11 protein-coding genes are annotated in these 16,500 nt (G+C 65.0%); 7 read left to right on the top strand and 4 right to left on the bottom strand.

The genetic code is table 11. From position 1 onward, the window contains the following. The 3 genes from ACIRA7_RS09830 to ACIRA7_RS09820 all read right to left on the bottom strand — a co-directional run. Nucleotides 1-1,171, bottom strand: a 1,171-nt coding sequence (locus ACIRA7_RS09830; protein WP_396220666.1) for a methyl-accepting chemotaxis protein, incomplete at its 3' end; no start/stop codon positions are given. A gap of 66 nt (nt 1,172-1,237) precedes the next feature. Next, complete coding sequence (gene pyrE, locus ACIRA7_RS09825; protein ID WP_396220667.1) at nt 1,238-1,786, bottom strand: orotate phosphoribosyltransferase; 549 nt, start codon at nt 1,784-1,786, stop codon at nt 1,238-1,240. Nucleotides 1,787-1,791: 5 nt separating this feature from the next. Further along, nucleotides 1,792-2,760 (bottom strand): serine/threonine protein kinase, encoded by a 969-nt coding sequence (locus ACIRA7_RS09820; RefSeq protein WP_396220665.1) that lies wholly within the window; start codon nt 2,758-2,760, stop codon nt 1,792-1,794. A 207-nt stretch (nt 2,761-2,967) separates the two neighbouring features. Between ACIRA7_RS09820 and ACIRA7_RS09815 the strand changes: the two genes are divergently transcribed. The 4 genes from ACIRA7_RS09815 to ACIRA7_RS09800 all read left to right on the top strand — a co-directional run bounded on the left by ACIRA7_RS09815 (nt 2,968) and on the right by ACIRA7_RS09800 (nt 8,344). Beyond that, the gene (locus ACIRA7_RS09815) at nt 2,968-4,353 is read left to right on the top strand and encodes a GWxTD domain-containing protein (RefSeq protein WP_396220664.1); all 1,386 of its coding nucleotides are present in this window, start codon (nt 2,968-2,970) and stop codon (nt 4,351-4,353) included. Continuing rightward, nucleotides 4,350-7,271, top strand: coding sequence for a DNA polymerase I (gene polA / locus ACIRA7_RS09810; protein ID WP_396220663.1), 2,922 nt, complete (start codon nt 4,350-4,352; stop codon nt 7,269-7,271). The genes ACIRA7_RS09815 and polA overlap by 4 nt, the downstream gene beginning before the upstream one ends. Before the next feature lie 273 nt (nt 7,272-7,544). Continuing rightward, entirely contained in the window at nt 7,545-7,928 is a 384-nt protein-coding gene (locus tag ACIRA7_RS09805; RefSeq protein WP_396220662.1) for a type IV pilin protein, read from the top strand. 167 nt (nt 7,929-8,095) lie between these two features. Next, on the top strand, nt 8,096-8,344 hold the full coding sequence (locus ACIRA7_RS09800) for a hypothetical protein (protein ID WP_396220661.1): 249 nt from the start codon (nt 8,096-8,098) through the stop codon (nt 8,342-8,344). Nucleotides 8,345-8,398: 54 nt separating this feature from the next. Here ACIRA7_RS09800 and ACIRA7_RS09795 read toward each other — a convergent pair whose 3' ends face one another. Further along, on the bottom strand, nt 8,399-9,766 hold the full coding sequence (locus tag ACIRA7_RS09795; RefSeq protein WP_396220660.1) for an MFS transporter: 1,368 nt from the start codon (nt 9,764-9,766) through the stop codon (nt 8,399-8,401). 109 nt (nt 9,767-9,875) lie between these two features. Here ACIRA7_RS09795 and ACIRA7_RS09790 point away from each other — a divergent pair, with 109 nt between their 5' ends. From ACIRA7_RS09790 to ACIRA7_RS09780, 3 genes are all read left to right on the top strand, one after another. Next, nucleotides 9,876-10,841 (top strand): hypothetical protein, encoded by a 966-nt coding sequence (locus tag ACIRA7_RS09790; protein ID WP_396220659.1) that lies wholly within the window; start codon nt 9,876-9,878, stop codon nt 10,839-10,841. 96 nt (nt 10,842-10,937) lie between these two features. Next, nucleotides 10,938-13,286: a Tex family protein gene (locus ACIRA7_RS09785; protein WP_396220658.1), complete on the top strand. Its 2,349-nt coding sequence runs from the start codon at nt 10,938-10,940 to the stop codon at nt 13,284-13,286. 37 nt (nt 13,287-13,323) lie between these two features. Then, nucleotides 13,324-16,500, top strand: a 3,177-nt coding sequence (locus ACIRA7_RS09780) for an SNF2-related protein (protein WP_396220657.1), incomplete at its 3' end; no start/stop codon positions are given.

The raw sequence follows: 16,500 nt of genomic DNA, 5'->3' as shown, positions 1-16,500 counted from the left end.
CTTCATCCCCAGCCCGCGAGGCTTCGATGGCGGCGTTGAGGGCCAGCAGATTGGTCTGCCGAGCAATGCGTGAAACTGTGGCCACGAAATCGCCGACTTGCTCCGACGCGGGGGCCAGCAGTCGCACCTGTTCGGCTGTCGTATTCACATCACGCCCTACCCGCAGCAGGGCCTGTGTGGCCCTCTCGATCGCTTCGCGGCTGGCGGCGGCGGCTCGGTCGACACTGTGGGCATCGGTGGCCGTGGAGGTCGCCGTCTGCTGCGTGGTGTCGGCCGTGCGTCGCGCGTCCTGACTCGAGGACACACCGTCGCGGGCACGTTCGCGCTGGTGCGCCAGCGCGTCACGCAGCGCGGTGGCGCCAGAGGCCACTTCACCGGCCTGACGCTGGATCACACTCGCGGCACTGTGTACCTGCGTGGCCACCGCGGCCAGCGCATCCGCTTCGCGCTGCACGGTGTCGATCAGCAGCGTGAGCTCATCGAGCATGCGATTGAAGCTCTTTTCGAGAAACCCGAGTTCGTCGGCGTGACGGGCGTCGGCGCGGGCTTGCAGGTCGCCGCGTTCCACTTGCGCCATGCGCTCACGAGTGCGGCGGATACGGGTGATGAGCTTGGAGGGCATCTGAATCACCTGCTGGGCCACGACCACCAGCAACGCGGCGGCGAGCAGCACGTCCGGCCACGGCGCGGCGTCGGCCGGCCGAGCCTGCGCGTAGCCATAGCTGGCCACCAGGAAGCCCACCGCCGACGACAGTGTGGTGAGATAGCCGAGGCTCGGTCCGCGGTCGAATGAGTACGGGACGATCGCCAGAATGTAGGCGAGCACCAGAACCGGCGATCCAAAGAGATAGACCACGCCGCTGATCAGCGCCGTGTCGAACATCGCAAAGACGTACTTGAACCAGGGGCGGTACCATCGAGTAGAGGCACCGATGGTAGCGAGCCCCCAATTGGTAATGATGGCGGTGCAGAACAGCGCCGCGACGGCCGAGGGCGACACATTCGCCAGCCCCATTCGAAGGCCGGCGATCAGGACAGCCGTGATGAAGATCGTACTCCAGAACCGCCGGGTGGCGGCGACTCGGCAGGTGGCGATGTCCTTGGCGCGCTCCTCGTCGAAGAGCGCTTGAAACGGGGAGGCGACGTGGTGGTCGGCGGGGGGTGTGTGCATACATCTACCTGACGCGCCACGCCCGAGCGCGGTATCAGGTCGGGCCGAACCCCGGCGAACGCCTGATCAGACCGTCGGGATCAGCGGAAGCAGATCGGTCGCGGTGACCAGGCTGATGACCGTGAGCCCAGCGGCTTCGAGCGCTTCCCGTCCACCTTCTTCGCGATCGACCAGGGCGAGCACGCCCAGGATCTCGCCGCCGGCCGCCCGGATTGCCTCGACGGCCTTGAGGGCGGAGCCGCCGGTGGTGATCACGTCTTCTACCACGACCACCCGGTCGCCGGGGTGGAAGGGGCCTTCGATGAGCTTGCCGGTGCCATGCTGCTTGGCTTCCTTGCGCACAGTAAAGGACCGAACCATTCCGCCGATGCCGGCGTCGGCTTCGAGGGCCGAGGCGTGCGCGATGGCGTAGGAGATCGGGTCGGCGCCCAGCGTCAGGCCGCCGACGGCGTCGACGGGCCAGCCGCTGTGGCGCAGGGCGGCAAGGGCCTCTCGCCCGATGAGCATCTGCCCTTCTGGGCTCATCGTGGTGAGCCGGCAGTCTACGTACAACGTGGATCGGCGACCTGAGGCCAGCACGAAATCGCCCCGCTTGGCCGACCGTTCGGCGAGCAGGCTAGTCAGCTGCGTCGAAATAAGCCCTTCATTTTTCCGAAGAGTCCACCCTTATCCTCACCCTCCACCTCGGTCGCTGCGGCACTGGTCGACGCGGCGGCTGCCTGACTGGTGCTGGCCATCGCGGTGGTCTGCGCGGCGCTGGCAAAGGCGTCCGAGAAGTCCTTGACCGTGGGGTAGCGCTCGCTGGGTTGCTTCGAGAGCGCCTTCATGACCACGAGTTCGACGGCTACCGGGACGGCGAGATTGGGCTTTGCTTTGCTGAGCGCGACCGGCGGCTGCGTGAGGAGCTGGGAAAACAGCTCACGGGGCGACTTGCCGGTGTACGGCAGGACCCCGGTGAGCAGGAAGTACGCGATGGTGGCCAGCGAGTACTGGTCGGCGGCGGGCCCGACCAGTTCACCCGAGAGGGCTTCCGGGGCCACATACATGAGCGTGCCGACGAAGAAGCCGGCGCGGGTCAGACGCTGATCGGGGGCGGCGTCGGTATCGGCCGCGATACCGAAATCGAGCAGCTTGACGTGATGCGTGGCCGGATCGTACATGACATTTTCCGGCTTGAGATCGCGGTGCACGATCCCGACATCGTGTGCGGCCTGCACCGCGCTGCAGATCTGCGACAGGATCTCGGCGACATCCTTCGCGGGCAGCGGACCCGACTTCTCGGCGTACTTGTCGAGGATCTCACCCCCGGCCCATTCGATGGCGAGGTAATAGCGCTCGCTCTCGGATTGGCCGTAGTCTAGGGTGCGCACGATGTTCGGGTGTTCTACTCGTGCGCCAAACTGCGCCTCGCGCAGGAATCGCGCGACCGCGGTTTTGTCGTGCTGCAGCTTTTCGCGCAGCACTTTCAGGGCGACCGTACCGTGGGTGGCATGATCGGCTCGAAACACGGTAGAAGTACCGCCTTCACCGACTTTTCCACGCACTGTATAGCCGGCCAACGTCGTTCCAACTAGCGTCTCAATGGCCACGGGGCGAACGTAACGCTGACAGGCGGTACCAGCAAGCAGCTTCCGGACATAACGTGTAATCCGTGACCAGTTCGTTTGATCGGCACGGCTCCAGCGGGTGATCAGCAACCACGGCGGACACCCGGTGTCTGCACGGACGGAAAAATGCGTTTCGTGAACCCACGCGCCATGCCATATCGAATTCGCTCCGTGGTGAGAGCGACGACCATGTTCGCCACCTTGTTGGCGTGGTTGGCCGCCTGCGCCGGGAAGCGGCCGCCGGTCGGACCGGGCTCGACTGTTTCACCACCGGGCCCGGGTGGTGCCGCCGGCATGGCCGGTGGCGGCTTCGTGCCCGGTTCGCCGGCCGACATGCAGCGGTTGTATCGCAGCATGGGGCTCATCGCAGGAACCGGGGCGATCCCGTTCGTGTCGTCAGTGTCGTTCCTGCGCTCGCCCACGCCGGACAGCACGCTCACGCTCATCGCCCTCAGTTTGCCCTCGCGGGTGCTGGGCTTCACGCGCCAGGGCGAACGCTATGCGGCAAGCTATGTGGCTCGCCTGGAAGTGCGGCAGGGCGTCACGGTGGTCAAGCGCATCGAGGCCACCGAGAAGGTGCTGGTGCCCACGTTCCGCGAAACCTCTCGCACCGACGAAAGCATCATCTGGCAGCAGTTCCTGAAGCTGGCGCCGGGGCGCTACAGCGTGGCGCTCAGCATCAAGGACGAGTCGAGCATCCGCAACGCCTCGGAAGAAGTGCAAGTCGAAGTGCCGCAGCTCTCGCCCGACATGCTCGGCTCGCCACTGCCGGTGTACGAAGCCATTCCGCGTACCACGGCCGATTCGCTGCCTCGCATTCTCGCCCGTCCACGCGCCACGGTGGTGTTCGGACAGGATTCGGTGCTCCCGCTCTATCTCGATGCGGTGGGCGCCGCGGCACCGACGCGCGCCCACGTCCGCATCATGGGCGACGGCGACACGCGGCTGTTCGATACCGACATCGACTTGCCGGCCCGTGGCGACGGACACAGCACAACGTACGGGGTGCCGGTCGCCAGGATGGGCATCGGCATCAACACCGTGCTGGTGAGTGTCCCGGGACGCCCAGACACCGCGCGCGCCCGGGTGCTGGTGAGCCTCGGCGATGATCTCCCCATCGCCTCGTTCGACGAGATGTTCGCGTACCTGCGCTACTTCACGACGGCCGACCGTCTCAAGACGCTGCGCGATGCCACGCCAGCGTTTCGCCCCGAGGCGTGGGCGGCGTTTCTCAAGGCCACCGATCCGATTCCGGGCACGCCTGAGAATGAGGGATTGCGCGACTACTTCGGACGCATTCGCGTGGCCAACATCCGGTTCCGCGACGACGCCCCAGTGGGCTGGCAGAGCGATCGCGGCACGGCCTTCGTGGCGCTTGGTGATCCGGACAATATCGTGGATACGGGCATGACCGATCCGAATGCGCGAGTGCGCCAGCAGATCTGGGAGTACCGCGAGCTGCGGGTGCAGATCGTGTTCATCGATCAGACCGGGTTCGGCCGCTGGCGCCTGTCTGCGCAGGGACGGGCGGAACTCGATAACGCGATCCGTCGTCGCATGGCGTCCCGGCAGTGAGCGAGGTGCTGCGTCCCACCGCACCGCGTCTGTTTCTGATCGACGGCTATGCCCTGATCTACCGCGCGTTTTTCGCGCTGATGACGCGACCGCTGATCACGAGTCACGGGGAGAACACCTCGGCCGCGTGGGGCATCGCCACGTTTCTCAAGCGGTTGTTGGTCACGCACCAGCCGGAGTTGCTGGGCTGGGTGCATGATTCGGGGGCGACCTTTCGCGACGAGCTGTATCCCGACTACAAGGCCACGCGCGAGAAGCTCACCGACGAGTTGCAGGCCGACTTCGATCGGGGACTCGAGCGCATTCATCAGCTGCTGGCTGCCTACGGCATTCCGGTGCTCGCGGTGCCTGGCTTTGAAGCCGACGATGTGATCGGCACCCTCGCGCGCAAAGGGGTGGAGGCCGGATACAACGTGGTGATCGTGTCGGGCGACAAGGACTTCCAGCAGCTCGTGCGTCCCGGCGTGTGGTTGCTCAATCCCGGGCGCGGCGGGCCGGCCAGCGTGGAAGAGCAGTGGGTGGGCGTCGAGAACGCCAACGATCGGCTCGGCGTGCCACCCGAGCGGGTGATCGACTATCTCGCGCTGGTCGGTGATGCGTCGGACAACGTGCCCGGGGTGAAAGGGATCGGCGAGAAGGGGGCGCAGGAGCTCATCGCGCAGTTCGGCGCGCTCGAAGACATCCTCGCGCGCGTGCACGACATCACGAAAAAGCGGCCGCGCGAAGCGCTGCTGGCGCACGACGCGGACGCACGGTTGTCGAAGCAGTTGGTCACGATTCATCAGGACGTGCCGATCGCGCTCGATCCGTCCACGTTGCAGCTGAGCGCCCCCGATACGCAGGCGCTGCGTCATCTCTATCTCGAGCTCGAATTCACATCGCTGCTGAAGGAGCTGGGGGGCAGCGCGCCGGTGGTGGCTGATGTAGCGGTCCAGGCGCCACCCGTTGCGGCGCATCGTCCGGCGGCGTTGCCGATGACCATGGGCGCGAGCGGTGTGCCGGTGCTGGCTGATGCGCGCTATGTCACCGTGGACACCGTGTCGGCGCTCGATGCGCTGCTGGCTCGCGTGCGCGAGGTGCCGTTCATCGCGTTCGATACCGAGACGGTGCCCGAGCCTGACGCACCGGCCACCATCGATGCAATGCGGGCCAGGCTGGTGGGATTGTCGATCGCGGTCGCTCCCGGCGAAGCGTACTACCTGCCGTTCGCGCATCGTCACGACGACGGCGGTGGCAATCTTGCGCTGTTGTCGGGCGATGCCGGTATAGCGGGACGACGGTTGAACGCCGGCGTGGCACCACCGGTGAATCTCCCGGCGTTCGACAGCGAGGCGATGGCGCCGTTACGCGCGATGTTGGAAGATGCGAACGTGAAGAAACTGGCCCAGAATGCGAAGTACGATGTGCTCGTGCTGCGCGGCGCCGGTGTGCGATTGGCCGGCCTCGAGTTCGATACGATGCTGGCCAGCTATGTGCTCGATCCGGGGCGTCGGTCACACGGACTCGACTTGCTCGCGCTCGAGTTTCTTGGCCATACGATGACGGCGTACGAGCAGCTGTGCGGCAAGGGTCGCAATCAGCTGCCGTTCGATGTGGTGCCGGTGGATGCTGCGCGCGACTATTCGTGCGAGGACGTCGACATCACGATGCGCTTGCGCGCGAAGCTCGAGCCCATGCTGGGCAGTCACGGCATGTCGGACTTGTTCCGCAGCGTGGAGGTGCCGCTGGTCGAGGTGCTGGCCGATATGGAGTGGGACGGCATCGCCATCGACCTGTCGTGGTTCGCGTCGTTGAAGACGCGGTTCAAGAGTGAACGGGAGCGCGTGGAGCAGCTGATCTACGCGGAGGCCGGTCAGGAGTTCAACATCAACTCCAATCCGCAGCTGCGGGTGATGCTGTTCGACACGCTTGGGCTTCCGGTGAAGAAGAAGACCGCAACCGGACCAAGCACCGACGCGAGTGTGTTGCAGGAGCTGGCCGAGGAAGGGCACACGTTGCCGGCGCTGCTGATGGAGTATCGCGAGATCTTCAAGCTGGAAGGCACGTACATCGATGCGTTGCCCAAGCTGGTGCATCCGCGCGATCACCGGCTGCATACGTCGTTCAATCAGACCGTCGCGGCCACAGGGCGGTTGTCGAGCACCGACCCGAACCTGCAGAACATTCCGAGCCGCCGGGAACTCGGCCGGGAAATCCGCCGTGGCTTCGTGCCGCGCGCGGGGTGGCGGTTACTCAGCGCCGACTACTCACAGATCGAGCTGCGCCTGCTGGCGCATTTGTCGGGCGATCCGGCGTTCGTGACGGCCTTCAAGGCCGGCGGCGATATCCACCGGCAAACAGCGGCGATCATCTTCGGCGTGGATCTGGCCGATGTGACCGGCGAAATGCGGGCGCGCGCAAAGACCATCAACTTCGCCACGATCTACGGGCAGGGGGCGCATGCGCTGTCGCGCCAGCTCAAGATTCCGCATGCCGACGCCAAGGCGTTCATCGACACCTACTTCGACCGGTTCGCGGGCGTGAAGGCGTTCCTCGATCGCTGCGTGGTCGAGGCCAAGGCGAAGGGATATGCGGAGACGCTGTTCCACCGGCGGCGCTACATCCCGGAGCTGAAGGAGCGCAACCACAACATGCGGGCCTTTGGCGAGCGGGTGGCAGCCAACGCCCCGATTCAGGGGTCGGCGGCCGATCTGATCAAGATCGCGATGATCCGGGTGCATCAGGCGCTGGCCAGCGAGGGGCTCGCGTCGCGGATGCTGTTGCAGGTGCATGACGAATTGATCTTCGAGTTGCCGGCCGGCGAGCAGGCGGCGTTGTCGGTGCTGGTGAAGCGGGAGATGGAGTCGGCAGCCACGCTCCACGTGCCCCTGCTGGTGGAGATGGGAGTGGGGGACGATTGGGTGGCCGCCAAGTCGTGACGACCACGTTGTTCGTGCGCGGGTACTTGCCTCGTTTCGCGTGTACCAGACTCTCGCACATTGCATGAACTCATGGGCGTTGCAAGACGCGTGCGCATCAACCACGCCGGCTTGTACTTCGTAAAATGTTGTTTTTCAAACGCTTAGGTCTTTTTCCACACGTCGGCATCAGGGTTGCACAGGAAAGATCCACTGGGGGATATCACATCCGCTCCCCGATGCCAGTTTCCGGGACCGCGTGGTTTCGGATCGACCCGAGAAAGCCCTATGCCGATGTCCCGCTTCCGAAAGGGATTCACCTTGCTGGAGTTGCTGATCGTGGTGCTGATCATCGGCATCATGTCGGCGTTCGCGATTCCGCGGTTTCAGAACACCAAGGGTAAGGCGTACGCGTCGTCCATGAAGAGCGATTTGCGGAATGTGGCGTCGCAGCAGGAGCAGTATTTCACGTATAACGGGACGTACTCGAATGATCTCAGCCTCATCAGCATTACGAGCTCGCAAGGCGTGACGATCACCGTCATCGAGGCCAACGGTCGGGGTTGGTCGGCGACAGCCACGCATCCGTCGGCCTATCCGATGGTTTGCGCGGTATTCTACGGTCAGGCTGTACCGGTGAGTCCTGCAATTACGGAAGGCGTTATTCGTTGCGAATAGGCGCCACTTTTGCGCCAACTAAAGAACACTATAGCAACAGTCAGGAACCTCTGGACGTTTTCGAGTTTTCCATTGCAACGGACCCGGACCCGCAGCGGCGCGCCGCCCGACTGCGGGATATCACGTTTGCATCGGGCGCACGCGAGTTTCGGAAACGCCGCGACGGGATGATCCATGCGATGGACGGCGGGCTGTGGGTCCACCGGCACGTCTGGTTGGGCCACCCCATGGTGCATTTCGTGAGCACCGACCGGGAACGGCTGCTGGCGTACGGCGACGCGGTGGGGATTCCCGCGAGTCGTCTGCAATTCAAGCCGCTGCGCGATCCGCGCACCGACGTCCGCCGCGAGGCATGGCACTGGGACCTTGGCGGTCCGGTTTACCCGCCGGTGGACGAGCGGCTCCTGAGCGACTAGCTCGCCGTTTCCGTTCCTATTTCAGCGATCCGCTGCCAGCCACTCCAGTGCGTATCACACTGCACGCAGATTCATATCGGCCGCACGTGCCGCGCGCTCGCCTTCCTTTACGTCGACCATGGCCAGCATGGCGCCGCCGATCACGAAGAACGCGATGACCCACAGAATGGCACCGCGGCTACTGCCTGTCTGCCCGATGGCGATGGCGAACACCAGCGGTCCGAGAATGCCGCCGAACTTCTCGAAGACTGAGTAGAAACCGAAGAATTCGCCGCTCTTGTGCTTCGGCACCATGCTCGCGAACAGCGAGCGGCTGAGCGCTTGCGTGCCGCCCTGCACGAGTCCAACGAGCACGGCCAGGATGTAGAACTCCCCTTCCGTGTGAATGTCGTACGCGTAGATGCAGATCCCCGTGTAGACCACAAGCCCCAGGAAGATCGACCGTTTTGCGCCGAGTTTCCCGGCCAGCGTGCCGAACGCGAAGGCGAACGGAATTCCGACGAACTGGACCAACAAGATGGCCTTGATCAGCGCGGGCCGTTCGATGCCGATCTCAGTGCCGAACGCCGTCGCCATCCTGATGATGGTCTGGATGCCATCGTTGTAAATCGTGAACGCGAGCATCGCCAGAAATGCCTGCTTGAAGTGGCGCATTTCACGCAGCGTTTCGCCTAGGCGGGAGAAGGCGATAGCGAACGGATTGGCGGTCGACCCTTCGTCCGACTCCACGGTCCGTGGCGGTTCGGGCACCGTGCGCAGCACGGGGATCGAGAAGAGCAGCCACCACACACCGACCGACACGAACGCGAGTCGCACCGGCAACGTGGCCTGATCGGCGGTGAGGCCATCACCGCTTGGCAGTCCCAGCAGTCCCGGGTTGCTGATCCATGCCAGATTGATGGCCAGCAGCAGCCCACCGCCGATGTACCCGATGGCGTAGGCGGCGGTGGACACGCGATCGATCTCCTCGTCGCTCGCAATGTGCGGCAGCAGCGCTTCGTAGAACGTCATGCTGCCGGTGGCGCCGGCGATCGAGAGCACAAACAGCGCGGAGGCGAACAGCAATTCGCCGCGGTCGATGAAGAACATGCCGGCGGTGGCTACCACACCAATCAGCATGAAGGCGAACAGGAAGCGCTTCTTGGCCGCCTTGAAGTCGGCGACCGCCCCGAGAATCGGTGCCAGAAGCGCGATCACGATCGCCGCCACCGTGTTGGCGTAGCCCAGCGACTGGGTGGCGGCTTCAGGTGTACGATCGGCACCCGCGACCTGAATGAAGTAGATCGGGAACACGGCGGTCGTGATCACGGTCTGCATGGAGGATACGGCCCAGTCGTACATGGCCCAGGCCCGCAACTCGGGTCGATGCAGACCAAGTGCGTTCAACCATCCCTTTCGGGATCCCGTGCGGGCATCAGCCATGAGCAGCGTTGGGCAGGAGTCTCGTAAAGGGCATCATCATGCGGCAGATTATAGTCCGCGCTCACACCCTCGATGTCCAGTACGCCGCCTGACGTCTTCCGGTCTTTCCATGCGCAGCAGCTTTCGCGATCTCGTTGGACCCGTTCGCGTCATCGCCGGCATGATGGCGCTGCTGTCGGCGGCGGCGTGCGAGCGCCGCGCGTCGTTATCGACCGCCGATTCGGCGTCGAGCGTCGGTGCTCCGCTGAACGCGGATAGCGTGGTCACGTCGGCGTCCAGCAGTGGCTGGGACACCGGGGCCGGCCTGTTCGTGGTACTCCCCACGGTGGACGGCGGGCTGGTGGCGGGTTCGTTGCTGCGGCCGGACGCCACCGAGCTGACGGTCGGTGATACGGCCGGTATCGGCGCCGTGGCGGCGGATGGCCGTGTCGACCTGTTTTCCCGCAGCGGCCAGGTGGGAACGGCGCGCTTCACTGTTGAAGGGGCGCCACCGGTGGAAGCGGGGTGTACGGCCTGGCCGGTGGCGCGTCTCGCGGTGGACGCTGGGAGCACCGTGGCACCGTGGACCGCCGCCTTTGCGGTAGGACGCGTGACGGCCATTCCCTTCGATTCCATCGAGGGGCTCGCATCGCGCGACTCGGCTCGTCTGGCTTCCGATCTCACACGACTCGCGTCGGGATTGGCCGACGATACCAGCCGAACGTTTCGCGGACTCCCCTTCGTGGTGTTGCGCGCTTGGCGTACGCGCGGCCTCGATACGGCATTCATCGTGGCCACGTTGGCTCGCCGCGTCAATCAGGAAGACGATCCGAAGGAAGAACGACTCGTGATGGTCGTTGATGCCATTGGCGAGCGGGTGAATACGTGGACAGTCGCGTGGCACGAGCGTGCCGCCGGTCACGAGGAAGAGCTGGTGGTCGCGGAGCCATTGCTGGCGTTCCGGAACGTGGGCGCCTCTGATGTCCGCCTGTTGTTCGGACGCGATGATGGCGTAGCCCTTGGCGCCGCGGTACTAGCGCGCGGTACGACCGGCTGGCGGGTGCTCTGGGAGAGCGCGGTCGCGGGCTGTAATTGATGCGTGCGTGATGGCGGGCACGCACGCGGAGTGGTAACCGCGCCCCAAAATGCAAGGCGTGGAATTCGGTTCGCCTGACGCGTAGAATCCGCGCACATGACCGACACGATCGCTCCCGCCATCGTCGCACGCGTTGCGACGGAACTCTCGCTGAATCCGCAACAGGTTCAGCGCACCCTGGCCCTCTTCGCCGAGGGTGCCACCCTGCCGTTCGTCGCTCGCTACCGCAAGGAGATGACCGGCGGTCTCGACGAGGTGCAGCTGCGCGATGTGCGCGAGCGCGCTGAATATCTGCACGAACTCGAGGATCGCCGCGCGGCGGTACTCAAGAGCATCGACGAACAGGGCAAGCTCGACGACCGACTCAAGGCGTCGATTCTTTCGGCGGATACCAAGCAGGCCCTCGAAGATCTCTATCTGCCCTTCAAGCCCAAGCGTCGTACCCGCGCCATGATTGCACGCGAACGCGGGCTCGGTCCGTTGGCGGAAGGATTGTGGGACGGCTCGCTCGATGATGGCGCGGCACTGGCGTCGGCAGCGGCGTATCTCCTCCCCGAAGTCGATGGGAAACCGTCGGAAGTGCCCACCGTCGAAGCGGCGTTGCTGGGCGCGCGCGACATCCTGTCGGAACAGGTGGCGGAGGACGCGCTCATTCGTGGGTGGGTACGCGAGATCACACGCGCCAAGGGCGTCGTGAAAAGCAGCGTGATGACGGGCAAGGCGAGCGACGAGTCGAAGTTCAAGGACTACTTCGATTACTCGGAGTCGCTGGGCACGATTCCCAGCCACCGCATGCTGGCGATCCGTCGCGGTGAGACCGAAGGCGAGTTGATGTGGCGGGTGGAAGCGCCCGTCGATGAGATCAATGCCCGCATGGCGCGTGAAGTGATCGGCGCCCGCACGGCGTCGCAGCAACTCACGCTGGTGGCCGCCGATGCCTACAAGCGCTTGCTGTCGCCGGCGATCGAAGTGGAGCTGCGCGTGGAACTCAAGACGCGCGCCGACGATGAAGCGATCACGATCTTCGGCCGGAACCTTGAACAGTTGCTGCTGTCGTCACCAGCTGGTGAGAAGCGCGTGATCGGTCTCGACCCGGGTTTCCGCACGGGCGTGAAGGTGGCCGTGGTAAGCGCGACGGGTGCGCTGTTGCACACCGACACGTTGTATCTGCATCAGGAAGATCGGTTTGCCGGGGCGATTCGGATGCTGCTGCAGCGCTTTACGCCGGAACTCATCGCGATCGGCAACGGCACCGCCAGCCGTGAGACGGAGAATCTCACCAAGGCGGCCATGCGTGAGCTCGACCCGCCGGTCGGCGGTGAGCGTCCGCAGGTGGTCGTGGTGAATGAGGCTGGCGCGTCGGTGTACTCGGCCTCCGATCTTGCCCGCGCCGAGTTTCCCGAACTCGACGTGTCGCTGCGCGGCGCGGTGTCGATCGCCCGTCGCTTGCAGGATCCGCTGGCCGAACTGGTGAAGATCGACCCCAAGAGCATCGGTGTGGGCCAGTACCAGCACGACGTGAATCAGTCGCGCCTCAAGCAGCGGCTCGACGATATCGTGGAAAGCTGCGTGAACCGCGTGGGCGTTGAAGTGAACACCGCTTCGGCTGCCCTGCTGGGCTATGTGGCCGGTATCGGACCCGGACTGGCCCAGGCCATCGTGGCGCTGCGCGATCAACGGGGTCGCCTCACCTCTCGTGCCGACCTCAAGGATGTCCCGCGTCTCGGGGCCAAGGCCTTCGAACAGGCTGCCGGCTTCCTGCGCGTGCGAGGCGGTGTGCATCCGCTGGATTCGAGCGCGGTGCACCCCGAGCGGTATTCGCTCGTGGAGCGCATGGCCAAGGATCTCCACGCCGACGTGAGCGCGCTGGTGGGCAATGAGTCCCTGGTCGATTCCATCCAACTGACGAGTTATGTGAGCGATGACGTGGGCATGCCAACGCTCCGCGACATCGTGGCCGAGCTCAAGAAGCCGGGTCGCGACCCGCGAGCGGCCTTCGAGCCGCCCGCCTTCCGCGACGACATTCAGAAGCCGTCCGATCTGTTGCCCGGCATGGTGCTCGAGGGTGTGGTCACGAACATCGTGGCCTTTGGTGCCTTCGTGGACATCGGCGTGCACCAAGACGGTCTGGTGCACGTGAGTCAGCTGGCCGATCGCTACATCAAGGACCCGAACGACGCGGTCAAGGTTGGACAGAAGGTCAAGGTGACGGTTCAAGCCATCGACCTGGCCCGCGGACGGATCGCCCTGAGCATGCGAAGCGACGGCGGGAGTGGGACCGGCAAGCCACAGGGTGGCGGCGAGCGGGGCGAGGGGGGGACCCGGCGCGATGTGACGTCGAATCACCGTGGTCCGACGCGTCCGGTGCCGAGCAGCGGGCCGGCGCCCAAGCCCTTCGTGCCGACCAAGGGTGCGGTGGCCCCGAACGGGATTCGCTTCAAGTAGCAGTCGTTGACGAGGTCATGGTTAGACTTCGCTGGTCATGATTCCTGTCCTGTTAGAGCAGTGTTTTCCGCCGGCGATCCGTGAACGCGGGGAAGCGTACATCGATCCCTTCGTGCTCACGCTCGAGCACATCGATGCCGGTTCGGCGACGGGCGTGGTGCAGGGCACGCGCCCGTATGGCGTGTTTCTGCGTCCACGCCCGGGGCGTCTGCATCTGGGCTGCACCTGCCCACAAGGGCAGGAACATGGCGCCTGCAAGCATCTCTGGGCCCTGCTGCGCGTGCTGGACACGCAGGGCACTCTCGCACCGCTGCTCGAGACCGCCGCCTCGTCCGCCGCGGAGCCGCAGGTCACCTTCGAACGCCATGCGTTGGCGGTGATGAAGCCTCAGCCGCGCGCCGTGGAGTCGAATCGGCCCGTGCCCGAATGGCAGACGGCCTTGCGCGACACGAGTGGTCGGCAACGCTCGGTGTTCACCGATACGCGGGTGACCAATCGCGCGACATCGCTGCCGGCCGATCGCCGCATCGTGTATCTCGTGCACCTTACCGAGAGCGCGCAGCACCGCGGTGTGCGGGTGGAGATCGCCACGCAGCGCCGCGATCGCGACAGCGTCTGGGAAGAACCGAAGCACTTCCAGTACTCGATCGATGCCTGGTGTAATGCCCCCGAACCGGTCGATCGTCAGATCGCCGAGATGCTGTTGGGGAGCTCGGATGCCCAGGGCATCGCCACGATGCCCACCGGCGGATTCATTGTGCGCCCCCGGGCCTATCGGACCACCCTGCGCATGATCTGCGACACCGGCCGTGCGCGACTGCGCAGCAATCGTCCGTCGCTCGATACGCGGATGATCTCGTGGGACGACGGTACGCCATGGCAGGTCGCCATGCGACTCGACCGGCCCACTCCTGAGCAGTATCAGCTCGTGGGCGAGTTGCTGCGCGACGAGACGGTACGCCCGCTGGGCGATGCCAACTGGATTCACGAGTCGGGGCTGGCGCTCTTCGGTACGACGCTCTCGCGTCTCGACAGCGATCAGGTGTGGCCGCTGGTGCAGAAGCTCTGGACGGCGGGCGAGTTCGAGCTGGGCGATGATCCGTCGGCATTTCTGGCGGAGTATCATGCGTTGCCCAACATGCCGCGCCTCTCGTTGCCGGCCGGCGAAATGCACATCGAGAGCGATGCGGCTCCAGTCCCGCTGGTGCGGGTGACCAGCGGCGCCGGCTCGTGGCGCGCGTCGCCGTCGTGGCTCACGCTGCGCTTCCGGTACGGAGCGGAATTCGTGGACGCGGCGTCTACGGCCTCCACCTGTTTCGACAAGAACACGCGCACGCTGTATCGTCGCCGGGCGGCCGCCGAGCGCAATGCCATGACGCGCCTGCGGGCCCTTGGCGCGCAGGAGATGTACTCGTACGCCGAGAGCCGCATGTCGCTCGTGGTGCAGCCGCACACGTTGCCGCGGCTGATCTCCACGCTTGTGCGCGATGGCTGGTTGATCGAATCCGACGGCGCGACGTTCGTGGCGCCGAGCCCGTTGCAGGTGCGCGTGAGCACCGGGATCGACTGGTTCGATCTCACCGGGACGCTGCGCTATGGCGATCATGAGCTCACGCTGTCGCAGCTCCTCACCGCCATGGATGAAGGCTCCGGACTCATCGAGTTCGGCGACGGCGTGATTGGCTTTCTGCCCGATGAATCGCTCGATGAACTGCGTGCGTTGCTGGCGATTGGTGTGCGTCGCGGTGATGGCATCCGGTTCCGGTCGTCGCAGCTCGCGTTGCTCGACGTGTTGCTGGCCGCCTTGCCGGATGTCGATGTCGACGAAACGCTCGCCGCGGGTCGTGCGGAGCTCAAGAGGTTTCAGGGGATCAACACGATCCCCGTCCCGCGTGGCTTCGTCGGCACGCTGCGTGGCTACCAGGAGGAGGGGCTCTCGTGGTTCGGCTTCCTGCGTCGCTTCGCACTGGGCGGATGTCTGGCCGACGACATGGGGCTGGGCAAGACGATCCAGGTGCTGGCCATGCTCGAAGCGCGACGCGAAGAAGGCGCCGGCATGTCGTTGCTGGTGGTGCCGCGTTCACTCGTGTTCAACTGGGTGCGTGAGGCCTCGCGCTTCACGCCGCAGCTCAAGGTGCATGATCTCAGTCATGCCGAGCGGTCGGTGGAAGACCTCGATACCGTCGATGCGCACCTGGCGATTACGACCTACGGCACCTTGCGTCGTGATATCGCGCGGCTTGGCTCACGCCGGTTCGACTACGTGATTCTCGATGAGGCGCAGGCGATCAAGAACGCTGGTACCGCGACGGCCAAAGCGTGTCGCTTGTTGCAGGCCGACCATCGGCTCGCATTGAGTGGCACACCCATCGAGAATCGCATCGAGGAACTCTGGAGTCTGTTCGAATTCCTCAATCCCGGTATGCTGGGGGCGGCCACGACCTTCAGTTCAGCTACGCGGACGTTGGCCTCGTTGCGTCCTGGCATGCCAGCGGGCACGGGGGGGTCGGCGCAGGAGTTGCTGTCGCGCGCGCTGCGTCCGGTGGTGTTGCGGCGCACGAAGGCCATGGTGGCAAAGGAACTGCCGGCCCGTATCGAGCAGACCATCGAAGTGGAGCTGGAGCCGAAGCAGCGCGCCTTCTACGAGCAGCTGCGCAGTCAGTATGCCACGAGCCTGCTCGATCGCGTGGAGCGTGACGGCATTGGCAAGTCGCGCATGCATATTCTCGAGGCGCTGTTGCGCTTGCGTCAGGCGGCGTGTCATCCGGCGCTGGTCGATCCGACCAAGGCGTCGTTGCCGTCGGCCAAGCTCGACGCGGTCGTACCTGCGTTGCAGGAGATCGCGGCCGAGGGCAACAAGGTGCTGGTGTTCTCGCAGTTCACCAGCTTTCTGTCGCTGTTACGGGCGCGCCTCGATGCGCTCGAGGTGCCATACGAGTATCTCGACGGACGCACGCGTGATCGACAGGCCCGCGTGGATCGGTTCCAGTCGGCTGATGGTCCGCCGCTGTTCCTGATCAGTCTCAAGGCGGGTGGGCATGGGCTCAATCTGACGGCGGCCGAGTACGTGTATCTGCTCGATCCGTGGTGGAATCCGGCCGTCGAAGCGCAGGCCATCGACCGGGCGCATCGTATCGGCCAGACCAGTCAGGTCATTGCGACACGGGTCGTGGCGCGCGATACGATCGAGTCCAAGATCCTCCAGCTGCAGGCC

This window comes from Gemmatimonas sp. (assembly GCF_044376735.1).
In the GTDB taxonomy this organism is placed as follows: Bacteria; Gemmatimonadota; Gemmatimonadetes; order Gemmatimonadales; family Gemmatimonadaceae; genus Gemmatimonas.
This window is presented reverse-complemented; position numbering and strand designations above follow the sequence as displayed.

Bases quoted from the DNA above. Each gene is read 5' to 3' on its own strand.
- ACIRA7_RS09805 (WP_396220662.1), top strand. From the start codon at position 7,545: ATGTCCCGCTTCCGAAAGGGATTCACCTTGCTGGAGTTGCTGATCGTG.
- ACIRA7_RS09800 (WP_396220661.1), top strand. From the start codon at position 8,096: ATGATCCATGCGATGGACGGCGGGCTGTGGGTCCACCGGCACGTCTGG.
- ACIRA7_RS09795 (WP_396220660.1), bottom strand. From the start codon at position 9,766: ATGGCTGATGCCCGCACGGGATCCCGAAAGGGATGGTTGAACGCACTT.
- ACIRA7_RS09815 (WP_396220664.1), top strand. From the start codon at position 2,968: ATGTTCGCCACCTTGTTGGCGTGGTTGGCCGCCTGCGCCGGGAAGCGG.
- ACIRA7_RS09785 (WP_396220658.1), top strand. From the start codon at position 10,938: ATGACCGACACGATCGCTCCCGCCATCGTCGCACGCGTTGCGACGGAA.
- ACIRA7_RS09790 (WP_396220659.1), top strand. From the start codon at position 9,876: ATGCGCAGCAGCTTTCGCGATCTCGTTGGACCCGTTCGCGTCATCGCC.